The sequence below is a fragment of the Paenibacillus sp. FSL R10-2736 genome (assembly GCF_038000245.1).
Lineage (GTDB): Bacteria > Bacillota > Bacilli > Paenibacillales > Paenibacillaceae > Paenibacillus_AQ > Paenibacillus_AQ phytohabitans.
Genome location: NZ_JBBOBN010000001.1, coordinates 1,904,336 through 1,920,630, shown reverse-complemented (window position 1 = coordinate 1,920,630; position 16,295 = coordinate 1,904,336). Strand labels below are relative to the sequence as shown.

General features: G+C 55.3%; 9 protein-coding genes. All 9 read right to left on the bottom strand.

All coding sequences use genetic code 11. The features are described from left to right. Positions 1-298: 298 nt before the first annotated feature. Positions 299-1,888, bottom strand: coding sequence for a beta-N-acetylhexosaminidase (locus NSQ73_RS08010; protein WP_340986046.1), 1,590 nt, complete (start codon positions 1,886-1,888; stop codon positions 299-301). Positions 1,889-1,900: 12 nt separating this feature from the next. Further along, a complete protein-coding gene (locus NSQ73_RS08005) occupies positions 1,901-4,741 on the bottom strand; it encodes an alpha-mannosidase (protein ID WP_340986045.1) in 2,841 nt (946 codons plus the stop codon). A gap of 5 nt (positions 4,742-4,746) precedes the next feature. Then, complete coding sequence (locus tag NSQ73_RS08000) at positions 4,747-5,745, bottom strand: glycoside hydrolase family 130 protein (RefSeq protein WP_340986044.1); 999 nt, start codon at positions 5,743-5,745, stop codon at positions 4,747-4,749. Between the two features lie 82 nt (positions 5,746-5,827). Next, the gene (locus tag NSQ73_RS07995; RefSeq protein WP_340986043.1) at positions 5,828-7,147 is read right to left on the bottom strand and encodes a glycoside hydrolase family 125 protein; all 1,320 of its coding nucleotides are present in this window, start codon (positions 7,145-7,147) and stop codon (positions 5,828-5,830) included. Positions 7,148-7,166: 19 nt separating this feature from the next. After that, positions 7,167-10,367 carry an alpha-mannosidase gene (locus NSQ73_RS07990; RefSeq protein WP_340989230.1) on the bottom strand — a complete coding sequence of 1,067 codons (3,201 nt, stop codon included), beginning with the start codon at positions 10,365-10,367 and terminating at the stop codon, positions 7,167-7,169. Between the two features lie 17 nt (positions 10,368-10,384). Continuing rightward, positions 10,385-12,679, bottom strand: a complete 2,295-nt coding sequence (locus NSQ73_RS07985; RefSeq protein WP_340989228.1) for a glycoside hydrolase family 3 N-terminal domain-containing protein — start codon at positions 12,677-12,679, stop codon at positions 10,385-10,387. Between the two features lie 33 nt (positions 12,680-12,712). Continuing rightward, entirely contained in the window at positions 12,713-13,636 is a 924-nt protein-coding gene (locus tag NSQ73_RS07980; protein ID WP_171717238.1) for a carbohydrate ABC transporter permease, read from the bottom strand. A gap of 29 nt (positions 13,637-13,665) precedes the next feature. After that, on the bottom strand, positions 13,666-14,592 hold the full coding sequence (locus NSQ73_RS07975) for an ABC transporter permease (protein ID WP_042138936.1): 927 nt from the start codon (positions 14,590-14,592) through the stop codon (positions 13,666-13,668). 90 nt (positions 14,593-14,682) lie between these two features. Beyond that, entirely contained in the window at positions 14,683-16,188 is a 1,506-nt protein-coding gene (locus tag NSQ73_RS07970) for an ABC transporter substrate-binding protein (protein ID WP_340986042.1), read from the bottom strand. Positions 16,189-16,295: the final 107 nt, after the last annotated feature.

Here is a 16,295-nt window from a genome sequence, read left to right as displayed (position 1 = left end):
CGGTAGCTAAACGGACTCAGAATCGCTTATATGGCAAAATAACCTCCCTTTCAGGCTCGAATGAACAAGATAAGCGATTCTCAGTCCGCTTCATCCTGATAAGAAGGTTTTTGAGCGATATAACGGATTCTCAGTCCGCTTCACTCGAGGGTTTGAGTCCTCGACGGAATTTCATAGTGCGGTTTCTCAACCAGTATCATTCCCCCAACAGTGTAGTTTCTCAACAATAAAAAAAGCTGCCCCAGCAAGCCTATTGAAGGCTTTTGGGACAGCATTGAATTTCTAACTATTAACCGTGTCAGATGAACTCCGCGTAACCGGCCAGCTTCTGCTTCCCCAGCCACGCTCTCTCCGCCATAGCGCTAAGCGGCCCACGGATTCCGACTGCCACTTCTGCTTCGGTCTGCGCTTCCGGCTTGTCGCTCCAGATGGAGAAGGAACAGCCGATTAACTCACGCGGATAAGAACCCGCGGGATATTCCTGCTTCGCTCCGCCGGACCGCTGCGGGAACAACCCCGGATGCCATGAATTGCAGATTTTCTCTCCTGTTGGATACGTATAGCCTGCATGCTCACCCAGTACGTAATAAAAGTAGGCATCATTGAAATTAATCACCTGATGTCCCTGCGCAATGATCTCTTCAACCGGGGCCATCATTTCATGCCATTTCGTCCAATACGTAATTTGGATGGAGGATTTAGGCGTTATTCTCTGGATCTGATCCCCACGGTACAGTCCATCGTTCCAGGCGCGGACGATCCACCCCTTGGACTCCAGATGTTCAGCCACACCGTTAAGGTAGTCAATATAAGTGTCCACACCCGTCCCGCCGCCGATGTTCAGAACATCCCGTGCATACTGCTCAAGCTGTGGATATTCCCCGAACTGCCCGAAGTTGATAAACTCATCGCCGCCGATATGAAAATGCGTGCTTCCAGCAAATAACTCCGCGTATTCGTCGATCAGCTCCAGCATGAATTGCCGCGCAGCGGCATTCGTAATATCCAGTGCGCCCGGGGCAACGGCTCCCGCTGAATTCTTAAGCAGCCAATCCGGATGTGTCCGCAGGGCTTGTCCCAGATGGCCCGGCGAATCCAGTGAAGGAATAACAGCAATATGATATCTTGCGGCCGTATGAATAATCGCCTTCATTTCCTGCTTGGTTAAATATTCGTCCGACATTACCTCAGGATGGCTCTCGCTCATCAGCCTGAAGCCTTCATTCTCGGAGAAATGCAGCTGCAGCGTATTCAGTCTAAGCCGGGACATCTCCCTAATCCTCTCCATGATCCATTCGGCGGTATAGAACTTCCGCCCGATGTCAATATGCAGCGCCCGCTCCGGCATCACAGGGTATTCGGTGATTCTACCGTACGGCATGAAGCTGTCAGTCACCAGCGTCTGTATCACCGTCCGCAATCCATACATCACTGCAGTTTCGCTTGGGGCCGTGATGTGGACATACTCGCCGATTTCAATGACATAACCTTCCCGGCTGTCCATACCACCGCCCGCTCCGCTGTCGTTCAATTCAATAACAATATCTCCAGAAGACGGTGTCTCACACTCTCCATAAAGTACAGACAGGAGATGGCCGGATGGAGCCAGACTGTCTGCGTATTCCGAGAGAATAATGAAAATTGTATCATTCAGAACCCTGTTTCCATCTGATCTAACATTGTCCACAATCCTAACCCGGGATTGTGCTGACAGTCTCCATTGCCCCTGAGAGGCCTTCATATACTCCTGCACACCCGGGAACGGACTGTGATCACTGGCTAGCTTATCCATCTGAGGGTCACCTCCTGCTTCTACTTCTACTTCTACTTCTACTTCTACTTCTACTTCTACTTCTACTTCTACTTCTACTTCTACTTCTACTTCCACTTCATCCTTGAGTCAGTCAAGCCGGATGCCAACGGTTAGTATTTCATGCCCGCCCAGCTGAAGCTGAAGCGCATTTGCTTCGCCTTGCTCCAGCTGCCCAGTCTCAGCCTCAATATCCGCAACCTTAGCTTCCAGCACATTCGATGTGTAGAAGCCCGTTGCCGGAATATCCGTCTCCAGCTTCAGTTCACAAGGTTGGCCCGTCATGTTGAACCAGCGGACCAGCAAGTCTCCGCTGTCTTCGTTCATCTTGAGGGATGAGAAAGCGGCAGCGGTGCCACTCCAGCGGACAGGCGAGTAGACAGCCGGAATGGTTCCTGTATGAACCTCCGCCTGGGCGCAGGTGCAGGGAATCTGGAACTGGTAGGCCGCAGCCGCTGCACCAGAAGCTACCGCGTCCCCGCTATGCGGAATAAGCAGCAGCTCCGCCGTATGTTCCCCCTGGCACTGGGCTTCCGGCGTAGGGAACCAGCCCCAGTCGCCCATCTCCCCGACACAGCGGAGCAGGGTAATGGCGATGGTGTTGCGGCCGTCACGAAGAATTTCATATTCATGGAGTCCGAGATTAGCAACCGTAAGTCCCGCATGCTCCTCCGCCACATCCACAAAGCTCTGCTGATGCTGCGCATTGCTCGGGTTCAGCCACTCCGGCGCCGGTTCATTCGGCCGCTCCGCCAGCTCAAACATCGAGTCCACACGGTGGGAAGCTGCGGCCAGATCTGCAGGAAACAGCATCCGCAGACGGTGATCCTTCGCCGTATTATGGATATAACTCTTGACTTCCAGGCCTTTGCCGCTGCGTTCCAGCCTTAACACTGTCCGCAGCTTAAGCAGCACTGTGTCCGCTGAGCGCTGCGCCTGCCGCTCCGGATAATAGACCAGCGCACGCTGCTCTTCTTCCAGCACGGCATCTGCCGAAGCCGGAATCTCCCACTCATGGGTGATCTCCACGGACGCCCGGTATGGCGCATCTTCTATGATGGTGATATCAGCCGTCAGCCCCCGGGTAGTCAGTGGTACTTCGCCCGCAGGCTGTCTGTACATATATTCATTGCCGATATCTCCGGTATTCTCATAGACACCGAGATCACGGTATACCTTGCCGCTTGGCTTATGCTCCAGCGTGAAGGAACCGTCCGCCATAATCTCTACCCGCAGCGTTTCGTTCTCCAGAAAACGCCCACCGTGGACAAGCGACGCCGAGGCTCCGGCATCTGCCGGAAGCTCCGCCCCGTTCGTTGCGGCGCCACCCGCTGCGGCGGACCCTGCTATGCCTTGGACGGATCGCCCGGCAGCGGTCCCTTCCAGCGGGCGGACCCAGGCATAAGCGCGCAGCCCCAGCGCTGGCACATCCGCCGCTTCGAAGGTCAGCTGCACCTTGCGGCAGCTGTACGGCTGCCGGAACCGGTCATCCGGCAGATCATAGCCGAATGACAGGCCCAGGTCCTGAATCGTACAAGGCACTTCGTTGCCTTGTTCATCCACCAGGACCCGTCCGCCCAGGTCAACCGCCTTCATCCGGCGGGCGGTCTCTTCAAGCGTGAAGCCTTCGCGCAGATACAGGCGTGCCGCATCCAGCTCCACGCTGACTGTACCCGTGCGGCTCCAGCCGCTTGTATTCGCGATAACCAGCGGTATCGCGCCTTCCCCGAAACGGGCGAAACCGGAGGTGTCCACCGCTCCGGTGATCGCCTGCATGCTGTCCGCCACGATGCCTTCGGCGGTGTGACGGCTCTTGTCGAACCGGGTTACCATCTCCCGGTGCACTTCATCCACACTGCAGCCGCAGATGGAATCATGCGGATGGTTCTGCAGCAGCGTCTTCCACGCGTAGGTCAACAAATGCTGCGGATACTCCCTGCCGTGCAGCCTGGCGATAACAGCCAGCGGCTCGGCGACCTTCTCCAGCAGCGCCTGGCCCCGCTGGTTCAGCTGCTTCAGGTACACCCGGGCGGACGCTGTATTAACCAGCGTCCCCCAGCCGTCTGTGCGCTGGCTTCGCAGCTCGCCCTTAACCGTGGAGAGGCTGCGGCCGGCAAGAGAGTGCTGCACAGCCTTAATATACTCGGCAAAGTTCGAATGAACGAAGGATATCTCCGGGTATAGCTGCTCCGCAGTCCGGATCGCTTCCGGCAGATCGGTCTGCAGCGGCTGATGATCGCAGCCGTTCATGAACAGCAGCTGATCCGTGGCCGCATACTGCCTCGCATCTGCCAGCTTGCGCTCCCAGAAGGTCTTCGCCTCATCTGCCCCGGCTGGGATCTCATTGCCGTTCGAATACCAGTTGGCGAACAGGATGCCCAGCACCTTGGAGCCGTCCGGACCTTCCCAGACCAGCTCCGAGAACGAGGATTCATAGCCGTCGCTAGAGACCGTATTGTTGAAGCCTGTCGGCTTCACCCCGCGCCCGAAGAAGGCATTGGTGATTCCGGCCTGTACCATGAGCTGCGGAATTTGTCCGGTCAGGCCGAAGGTGTCGGGGAAATAACCGATCTTCGATACCTCCCCGTAGACTCCCGCGTCCTGATGCCCGATCTGCAGATTGCGCACATTGGCTTCCGGACTGGTCAGGAAGGCATCCTGAAGGATATACCAAGGCCCGATATAGATCCGTCCTTCACGGATATGGCGTTCCAGCCGTTCCCGGTTCTCCGGGCGGACCTGCAAATAATCTTCGATAATTATCGTCTGTCCGTCGAAGAAGAAGCTCCGGAATCCCGGGTTCTGCTCCAGCGTATCCAACAGGCTGTCGACCAGCCGGATCAGCCGGAGATGATGGCGTTCATAAGGGAGATACCATTCCCGGTCCCAGTGCGTATGCGAGATAATATGCGCTGTCTGTTGTTTTGTCATAGCTGTTACCCCTCAATCTCCAGCGGATATTCCTCCATATAGCTAATCAGCTCATCCACAGTGGTGAAGGCCAGACCCGTAACCGTATCTGCACAACCGTAGTAGATGGCAATCCGTCCTGTAGCCGCATCCGTCAAAGCCGCGCAGGGGAAGGTCACATTCGGCACATCGCCCACACATTCGTACAAGGTTTCCGGGCCGAGAATATAGTTGCGTGAGCGGGCTTTCACCTTCCATGGCTGATCCAGATCGAGCAGCGCGCAGCCCATGCGGTAGACAAACCCGTTGCAGGTGTTGATTACGCCGTGGTAGATCAGCAGCCAGCCCTTATCGGTCTCAATCGGAATCGGACCCGGGCCAATCTTCTTGGACTGCCAGGCGGAGGCATCGCCGTTCACCGTGCCCATCACATAGCGGTGCTTGCCCCAGAAGGTAAGGTCAGGGCTTTCGCTGTAAAAGATATCGCCAAACGGAGTATGCCCGGTATCGCTTGGACGGCTGAGCATAGCATAATTGCCGCCGATCTTGCGCGGAAGCAGCACTCCGTTCCGGTTATACGGCAGGAAGGCATTCTCCAGCTGATGGAACGTCTTGAAATCAAACGTATACGCCAGTCCAATCGTCGGCCCGTGATAGCCGTTGCACCAGGAAATATAGTAACGGTCATCGATCTTGCATACCCGGGGATCGTAGCGGTATTCCCGCTTGATGATTTCCTCATCGCCCTGGAAGACGATAGGTTCATGATTAATCTTCCAGTTCACCCCGTCCTCGCTGAACCCGGCAAAGATATCCATGCTGACCGACCGCGAATCACAGCGGAACACACCTGCGAAGCCGCCCTCAAAGGGAATCACCGCCGAATTAAACACACTGTTCGAGTTCGGGATCGCATCCCGCTTAATGATCGGGTTGGCGGAATATCTCCATACAGGCGCATTGCTGTCCGCCGGTTTCTCCTGCCAAGGGATATTTGACAATGTTTCTCCAATAATTGTACTCATGCTCAGGTCTCCTTTGTATATGAAAAAGTGCTTTACACAATCATAATTAGCTTCCTGTATTCTGTATCCATGCAGGCCGGACCTAGAGAATCCCTTCCTGCAGGGCCCGCCAGACCAGCTGGGAGAACAGGCTATTCGACCAGGCGAACCACTTGCGGGTGAACACCGACGGATCATCGGCCAGGAAGCCTTCATGCATATAGCCGGTATCCGCATCCGTTGCTTCAAGCATGGCAATCACCGCCAGCTTCTCTTCCGAACTATCCGCCGTTATTCCCTGCATGGACAGCGCCATATGCCAGATATAACCCGGAGGGGTATGCGGACTGCCGATGCCCTTGGCGGCTTGGCCTTCGTAATAAAACGGATTCTCGCTGCTCAGCGCAAAACGTCTTGTATTCTGATAGATAGGATCGTCATTCTTCAAATACCCGAGGTACGGAATGGACATCAGGCCCGGTGTTCCGGCGTCATCCATCAGGCAGTAGTTCCCGTAGCCGTCTGTTTCGTACGCATAGATCGGCCCGAATTCAGGGTGGCGATAGATACCGTACAGCTTGATGCCATGATCCACCTCTTGCTCCAGCGCCTTCAGCTCAGCCAGGAAATCCAGGTCGCGGAACACCCACTCGGCGAAATCCTGCATCTGGCGCAGAGCCACTACGGCGAACATATTCCCCGGAATGTTGTAATGGAAATCGCAGGCATCGTCGCTGGAGCGGAAGCCGGACCAGATCATCCCTGTGTAGTTGACCGGCATGCCGAGCCCGCCGCCCCGGATCGAATCCTCCATAATCCCGTTATTCCGGGTGAAGCGGTACGGGGATTGTTCAGCGTGATGCTGCTCCCGCTTGAAGAGATCGGTAATGGTGCGCAGCATTTTTTTGAAATCAGCCGTGAAGATATCCGTTCGCTTCGTCTCCTCCCAATAGGCATGGGCCAGCCGGATCACGAAGCACAGCGAGTCAATCTCGAACTTGCGCTCCCACACCCAGGGCGACATCTCCGTCACATCCCCGGCATTCCAGTGCCAGTCGTTAGCCGTTTCGTTGAATGCGTTGGCGTAAGGATCAATCAGCACATACTGGGTGTGGCGCTTAATCAGCCCGCCGATCATACGCTGCAGATCAGGATCTTTGGCGGCAAAAGGCACATAATGAATCACCTGCTCGACCGAATCGCGCAGCCAGCAGGCCGGGATATCGCCCGTAATGACAAACGTGGTTCCGTCGTCAAGCAGCTTGGTGGTGGTCTCCAGCGTGTTCGGGAAACAGTTCCGGAACAGGCGCTGCAGCTTGGGCCGGTGGGCCAGCTTCTCGTCGGCTTCGGCAAGTACAGCCAGAATGGAGGACGGCATCGGCAGCTCCGGCATTTGAATCTGGGGAAGTCTGAATTGTTCCAAGGTGATAGTCTCCTTCGGCTTAATTTATGGAATGAACAATTTTGATAGTCTTGATCTCAAACGGATGGAACGTAAGCGTCAGCTCTCCCGCCTCTTCCGCCAGCAGCTCTGCCTCTTCTTCCAGTGCATTGGACAGGTATACCGCTGAATGCGGCAGCGGCCAGCCGAGCTTGACGGTCTCGCGTCCGCCAGCGGATTCATACAGCCGCAGAATACTGCCGCTTCCGTCTTCCGCCAATTTGACTGTATCCAGGATAACCTGCTTCCCGTCATAGGGGAGGAATGAGCCTGAAGGCGGCAGCTGTCCTGCACTTGAATTACAGGCAACCGCATAGGAAGTGTGATTCAGCTCAGCGGCTTTACGGAGGGTATGCGCCCCGCGCCAGTCTCCGGTATGCGGATACAGTGAATACGTGAATGCATGTGTGCCCAGATCCGCGGAATGATCCGGCCAGCGCGGCGCGCGCAGCAGCGACAGACGGATCGTGCTGCCCTGCGTGTCATAGCCGTATTTGCAGTCATTCAGCAGGCTGACACCATAGTCATGCTCAGACACATCGGCATAGCGGTGCCCGCAGACTTCATATTGCGCCTGCTCCCAGCTGGTGTTGCGGTGCGTTGACCGTTCCAGCGCGCCGAACGGGATCTCATAGGTCGCCTTGCTGGTTACTACATCTACCGGGAAGCCGACCTTCAGCAGCTTATGGGCTTCATTCCATTGGACCTTCGTCTTGAAGTCAATCCGCCGGTCACTGTGATACAGGATCAGCTCCTGCTCTATTTCGGATTGGCCGATGCTCCAGCGGAAGTACAGCACATCGCAGACAGGGCCTGAGGACAGCAGCTTCTGCTCCAGCAGAACAGCTTCTCCGGCAGGCTGCTCCTCATACCGGCTGTCTATATCCCAGGCATCCCATAGGATAGGGCGGTCATGGAAGAAATGCAGCCGATTCAGCCGCTCTCCGGCCTTGACAATCTCACGCCCGGCTTCCTTATCGTACAGGCTGATGATCTCGCCCTGTTCATTGAACCAGAGCCGGTAATATTCCGTCTCCCAGTCCTGGCCGAACGAAGCTGCAACCGAAGCTTCATTAGATGCTTCAATCGGTGTCGGCACATCTCCGCTATCTCTGCCAACCTCGCCGTTACCGTCAACTCCGCCATCTTCGCACAACGCTGGCTGTTCCTCATCTCTCAGCCACACGGTAACGTACCCGAATGCCGGAACCTCCGGCACCCGCACGCGGAGAGCAGCTGGCCCGTCTGCTGTAACCGGCTCCGCGGCCAGCCGCATTCCGTTCCGGTCATATACGGCGGCAGCAGTGTTATCCGCTCCGTCTCCGGCAGCCGGGAGCTCAACCACTATATCCCGGGCCCAGCCCAGACCGTTCAGGACGACATAAGGCTGGCCCTCTCCACGGGTATCGATATCCGATACGGCGGCCTCCATGACCGACTTTAGGCTGCTATCTCCAAGAGCGAAGATGCTCTGATACTCCTTGTCCGAGGTCTGATAGACCTCGGGAATCGACGAGCCGGGAATAATATCATGGAACTGGTTAAGCAGAATCAGCTTCCAGCCTTCATGCAGGTCCTGCCCGATCTCTTCCCGCTGCTGCAGCTGCAGCTGGTGTCCGGCCAGCGTCTGCCATAGTTCCGCTTCCCTGTACAGAATCTCGGCCTTGCGGTTATTGCGTTTGTTCCGGGCATGTGTGGTATAGGTTCCCCGGTGCAGCTCCAGATAGAGATCGCCCTGCCAGACCGGCAGCTCAGGCTTCGCCTGCTCAATGCCTGCGAAGAAATCTGCCGCCGTGCTGTAGCCGGAGGCTGGCTGGCCCACCATGAGCTCGGAGCGCGAGAGATATTCAAGCATCTCCCGGGTCACTCCGCCGCCCCCGTCCCCGTGTCCGTAGAGCAGCATTTGTTCGCTGTGCACGGCTTTTTCACGGTAGGACTGCCAGTGCTCATGAATATCCTTCGGCAGCGTACTCTCATTCACTCCGTGGTTCATATAAGACAGAAGTGCCGTTCCGTCGATGCCTACCCAGTGGAACAAATCATAAGGGAACAGATTCGTATCATTCCAGCCCAGCTTGGTCGTCATGAAATAACGGACCTTGCCGTGCTTCAGAATCTGAGGCAGGGAAGCGCAATACCCGAAGGTGTCCGGCAGCCATTCAATCTCGGATTGCCGCCCGAACTCCTCCTGATAGAACCGCTGCCCGTACAGCATCTGCCGCATCAGGGACTCGCCGCTTGGAATATTCAGATCCGGCTCCACCCACATGCCGCCCACCAGCTCCCAGCGTCCTTCCCGTATCCGCGCCTTCACCTTCTCATACAGCTCAGGGTCGTTATCCTTCAGATAAGCGAACAGCTGCGGCTGGCTCTGGGCATAACGGTAATCGGGATATTCCTCCATCAAGGCATGAACCGTCGAGAAGGTCCGGCTGGTCTTCCGCACCGTTTCCCTCGTGGGCCATAACCAGGCAATATCAATATGTGACTGCCCGACCATATGAATGAAGCCTTCGCTGTTGCCGCCGATTTCCCGGACTTTCCCGGTCAGCGCCTGCTCAATGTCTCTGATCCCGCCGCTGTCCCTTGCTGCTTCAGGCCCCATAAGGACAAAAGCATCCATCGCCTGATACAGCGCCTCCAGGATACGGACACGCCGGAAATCCTGCTCCGGCAGCAGCAGCGCCGAATCACGGATCACGGTAACGGTATACATCAGCGACTGCACCGGCAGGTTAACCCTGACGAGCGCAGCGGTTATAGACCGGACCGGCGGCTGAATCACCGCCTGCTTGTTCAGCGGATCATCCGGCTCGGGAATCGGATCGTAGAGCTCGATCTCAAGCTCCGGGTTTCTTCCGTCGGCAACAGGGTCAAGTGAAACGAAGGTATGATTGCGGTCCAGCCCCTGCCGGGAAGCTCCGCCTACACGCAGCAGCCCTTCTCCGCCGGAGTGGAAGATGATCCCTGTGTCCGCACCCGTCCAGTCCGCCGGAATATCAAGCGTCGTGCAGAACATATAAGTCGTTCCCTGTACGCTCGGGAACAATCCGAAGGCTTCGCTGCCCGAATACGGCTGTAATTCGTCATACTGCCCCGGCTGCCGGTAAGTTGTGGAGAAGACCTTCCAGTCTTCAATCGCCCGATATTCCAGCCATTGCGCTTGTGAACATTCACGGATAAACCTGTCTATTCGTTCCATATCTAATCGTTTCATCCCTAATCCTCCATGACGGCAAGCTCTATATCGAGCGTATCGTTGACGTTCCTTCCTACTCCGATCCGGAAGATCCCCGGTTCAACGACCCGCTTGTACTCCGCCCCGATATAGCTCAAGTGTTCAGCACTGAGCCTGAAAGTGACCGTCTGCTTCTCTCCCGGTTCCAGGTAAATCTTCCGGAAGCCCTTGAGTTCCTTGGCCGGTCTGGTCACCTTACTGACCCGGTCGGAAATATATAACTGAACGACCTCCGCGCCTCCGCGTAAGCCTGTATTCTCCACTTCCACCGTAACTTCAGCACTTCCGTCCGCCTGGATTTCAGCAGGCTCTACCTGCAGCCCGCTATAGCTGAATTCGGTATAGCTGAGCCCGAAGCCGAAGGGATAACGCGGCTGCGAATCCCCTTCAAGATAACGTACACCCCGTGAACGTTTGCCCAGATAATAGACGGGCAGTTGTCCTACGTCCACCGGGAGCGAGAGGGTCAGCCTGCCGGACGGATTCACATCACCGAACAGAATGTCCGCAATGGCATGGCCGCCCTCCTGTCCGGGATACCAGGCTTCCAGAATGGCATCCGCCTGCTCATCGATCCAGGGCTCGGCAATAGGACGGCCGTTGATATATACGACTACCACCGGCTTGCCGAGTGCCTTCAACTCCTTCAGCAGCTCCAGCTGAACGCCGGACAGATGAAGCGACATCCGGTCTATGCCTTCGCCGCAATCCATATCGCTAAGCCCATTCCCTGTTACCTTCGAGGCACCGGTCCGCAGATCAATGCTGCCCTCGCCAAAGTCTCTGGCGCTCGACCCGCCCAGTGCGAGTACGATCGTATCCGCCCAAGCCGCTGCCTGGAGCGCAGATTCGAACCCCTCGGTGGAACCGTCTTTGATCCGGCAGCCGGGCGCATAACGTACCCGCTCCGGCTCAGCGGAGAGCTTGGCCCGTATTCCGGCCAGCACCGTCGCCACCCGGTCACGCGGCTGCGGGGAGGTGTAATCCCCGAGCTGATTGTAGCCGGTATCCGCGTTGGGTCCGATGACAGCCACTTTTCCTGTGGCCGCAGACAAGGGGAGGATACCGTTATTCTTCAGCAGGACAATTCCTTCTGCCGCAATGCTCCGTGCCAGCTCCGCATGTTCCGGGCTGCCGATCACCTGCTCTGCCCGGTCCGGATCTGCAAACGGCTGTTCGAACAGGCCCAGCCGGAACTTCAGCTCCAGCACACGTGCAGCCGCTTGATCCACAAGCTTCTCATCCAGCCGCCCGGAACGGAGCGCCTCCAGCAGATAGCCTCCGAACATGACGCCGGACATCTCCATATCTATCCCGGCCCGGAGCGCCTGCACAGCCGCGTCTTCCCCTCCGTCCGCTGTATCATGGCCCGAGGCCAGCATGTCGATAGCGCCGCAATCGGTAATGACCATGCCCTTGAAGCCCCATTCGCCGCGCAGGATATCCTCCAGCAGCTCCTGATTGGTTGTGCAAGGCACTCCGTCAATCTCGTTATAGGCTGGCATGATGGATACTGCACCGGCTTCCACCGCTTTGCGGAACGGGTACATATCGACCTCCAGCAGCTCCCGCTTGCCGATATGCGCCGGACCGGCATTCCTGCCGCCTTCCGAGCTGCCGTAAGCGACAAAATGCTTCAGTGTCGCCCCCACACTGGACCCGTTGTCCAGCCGGTCGCCCTGCAGTCCTTCCACAGAGGCTACAGCGAATTCACCAATGAGATACGGATCTTCGCCGAAGCACTCTTCGGTCCGGCCCCAGCGAGGATCACGCACCACATCAAGCACAGGGGAATACGTCACAGCCCCGCCCTGCGCCCGGGTCTCCAGCGCTACCGCGCGGGACATCTCCCGGTATAGGTCCACATTCCACGTGCTGCCGATCAGCAGGGGGACCGGAAATACAGTCGCCCCGATCGCCATATGCCCATGCGAGCATTCTTCGCCGATCAGCAGGGGGATGCCCAGCCTGGAATGCTCCAGCACATAACGCTGGATGGTATTCACCGCTTCGGCTCCGGCCCGCGCCCCAAGTCCGCTCTCCAGGGTGACCCCTGTCCAGGGATCTGCCCGCAGTGTGCCATATAATGCGCCGATGCCGCCTTCGCGGATCTGGCGTTTGAAATCTTCTGTCAGTTCTATTGTTCCTTCTGTATGATCATAGGTCTGCCACCCGAATAGCTGAACGAGCTGGCCAACCTTCTCTTCCGGCGTCATCAGCCCCAGCAGATGTTCAGTCCGCTCCTTGACGGGCTTCGCAGAGTCTTTATATAACATTTTGGCTCCCACACCCTTTCTCCTGTTGTACTCCTATTCTTTAACGGCACCCACGGTAAGACCCTGGATGAAGTAACGCTGGAAGAACGGATACGCAAAAATAATCGGCCCGGTAGCCAGTACCACCATCGCCATACGCGAGGTATCCTGCGGCATGTTGCGGAGGGCTTCCAGACTTAATGAACTGTTCTGCGAATTCTGCATAATAAACTGCATACTGGTCTCAATCCGCATCAGCATCGACTGCAGCGGCACCAGATTCGGATTATCAATATAGAGCAGGGCATTGAACCAGTCATTCCAGTACCCCAGGGTGCTGAACAGCCCGATCGTAGCGAGGCCCGGCAAGGACAGCGGCAGCACGATTCCCAGGAAGGTGCGGAACTCTCCGGCACCGTCAATTTTGGCCGACTCAATCAGGGCATCCGGCACGCTGGTAATGTAGAAGGTCCGCAGGATCATAATGTAAAAAGCATTGACGGCCAGCGGCAGCACCAGCGCCCAAATGGTGTCCTTCAGACCCAGCATCTGTGTCACCACAATATAGGTAGGAACCAGCCCACCGTTAAACAGCATGGTGAAAAACGCAAAAAACGCGAAGAAATTGCGGTATTTGAAGCTTTTACGTGAAATGGCATAGGCATAAAGTGAAATAATGATCAGGCTGACAAGCGTGCCAATGACCGTTACGGCAATGGTTACCCCATAGGAACGGAGCAGCGTGTCCCCTGAGCCAAATACATATTTGTAGGCTTCCAGACTCCATTTGGCCGGGATTAATTGATAGCCGTCCCGCGCAAGCGCCCCTTCGTCAGTGAAGGAGATGAGGACTACGAACAGGAACGGGAAGATACACAGTAAGGCAAAGCCTCCGGCGATACAGTTGAAGATGATATTCCACACGGACGACAGCCGGTGGAAATCGCGCGATTTCACAGGATTAGCATTAGCAGACATTTGGATGACCTCACTTTCCTTCTTTTTCCCTAGAATAATGCACTGTCCTTATCGAATTTACGCACGATGTAATTGGAGGTAAGCACCAGAACGAACCCAACCACCGATTGATATAAGCCTGCAGCCGTACTCATTCCAATCTCGCCGGTAGTCTTGAGTCCACGGTACACATACGTATCGATTACGTTGGTCACACTGTAGAGCGTCCCCGAATCTCTCGGCACCTGATAGAACAGCCCGAAGTCGGCATAAAATATCTTCCCTATAGCAAGCAAGGTCATAATGGTGATGATCGGCTTCAGCATTGGCAGCGTAATACCGCGGATCTGCTGGAATTTGCTCGCCCCGTCGATCATAGCCGCTTCATAGAGGGACTTGTCTATACCCATAATTGCGGCGAGATAGACCACGCTGTTATAGCCGACGGCCTTCCATAGAAACACGAATATAATAATGAACGGCCAGTATTTCGATTCCGAGTACCAGGAAATATTGCTGCCGAACATTGCGTTGAGCAGCCCCCGCTCCGAGCTAAGGAAGCTGAACGCGAAGTATCCCACAACGACCCAGGACAGAAAGTATGGCAGGAACATGCCTGTTTGATAGAGCTTGGCAAGCTTCTTGTTGGCTATCTCGGACAGCACCACCGCCAGCAGCACTGACAGGATCAAGCCAAGGACAATGAAGGCTATGTTATATAAAAGAGTATTGCGTGTGATCAGATAGGCATCATTGGTGCTGAACAGAAACTTGAAATTATCCCAGCCGACCCATTTGCTGTTGATGATGCTGGCCCAGAAGCCATCCCGGCTGAAGCGGTACTCCTTAAATGCAATCACCGTACCCACCATCGGCAGGTAGGAGAAGAATAAAAACCACAGCGTGCCCGGGAGAACCATAAACAGCAGCACTTTATTTTTCAACACATCTTTGGCGGACTTCCCTATTTTCCCCATACTCTTAGTTCCTCCTATGCCGGAAAGTTCTTCCGTTGATACAAAAAGACCAGGCCAAGTCTAATCACCCGCCCGGTCTTGAATTGAATGCTACTTATTGTTCGCTGCTTTCCAGGCGTCGATCTGTGATTGGGCTTCTGCGATGATTTTATCCAAACCGGCGGCTTTTAATTTCTCATTGGCCTTGGTCAGGTACTCTTCCGAATCTACAGATCCGGTCATCAGCGGTGCCCAGAATTCTTCCTTCACGTTCTGAACGGCGGCGATTTCGTTCGTCACCTTGGAAGTATCGAAGTTGAAGCCGAGCAGCGGTGCATTGATACCGGCATCATTGAACTTCTTGAATTCTTCCCATTTGTTCTCAGGGTCGCCTTCATTCAGATAGTTGATCATAATGTTGCCCAGGGAGAACGTCGGCATATCGTAGTTCTTCGCATCCGGGAGATTCTTGATCATGTTGTCGCTGATTTTCTCGTAATGTACGCCCTCGATGCCTGAGTCAATCATGTTGCGCAATACAGGGTCTGTATTCAGCAGGTTCAGGAATTCCATGGCTTTCTCAGGATACTCAGAGTTGGCGGAGATGGCCTGCATGGAACCCATGACGGACCAGTTGTAGATATACGGCTGACTGGCTGGTGTCGACACAACCGGATACCCGTAGCTTACTGACCACAGATTGTCGGCCATCGGCTGGGTGGAGGCACGGTCGGTAAACCATTTGCCGGCTTTGTACAAGTCATCCACCGAAGATGTAGTGGCTACTTCAGGAGAGATGTAACCCGCCTGATAGAATTTGCGGACGGTCTTAAGCGCTTCCTTGATCTCAGGAGTCTCAAGGATGTTGATGACCTTGTAGTCCTGGGTGTCCATATATACAGCCATCGGCATCTTCTCGATCACATAGTCAAATGGCATAATCGGCATGAAGTCCTTGACCATAGCGTACGGGGTCACTCCAGGCTCGTTTTCCTTGATGGTTTTGAGCAGCGGCTCCAGATCGGCCATCGTTTTCACGCTGGTCAGATCCAGCTTGTATTTGTCCAGCAGCTCTTTGTTGAAGCGGAAGACTTCTTGAGCCGGAAGCTCTTTATTGGCAGGAATGGCATAGTTATGGCCGTCTACCTTGGAGCCTTCCAGGAACGCCGGATCAATAGTATCCACAATTCCCTTGCCCTGGTTCTTCAGCAGATCATCGAGCTGCAGGAACGCGCCCTTACGTGCATTCTGCACATAATCGAAGGCCCAGGAAGAGGTGAACAGGATATCCATAGGCTCGCCCGAAGCAGCCATGACCTGCATTTTTTGCGTATAGTCCCCGAAGTCGAGCATTTTGATATCGAGTGTTGCGTTAATTTTTTCAAGCGTGTATTTATTGACTTCTGTGAGCACCTTATCCATATCCTTCTGCGGTGGCCCGATAGTGTACCAGATCAGCTCTACAGGTTTCTCCGTAGACTCGGCAGCTTTGTTGCCTCCTGAAGCCGCTTCCCCGCCTGCATTGTTCTTACTGTTCCCCCCACATGCACTAAGCGCCAGTGAAACGGTTAAAAGCGTTGTCAACAACAAGGAGAAGTGTTTCTTTTTCTTACTCATTTGCCGTACCCCCTTTTAATTAGCCGTCCGGAAATTCAGGCCTGCCGGGCCTTCCCGGCTGCAGGTTTCCATGAGCTATACCTTTACTTTATAAGATGAAAGCATTT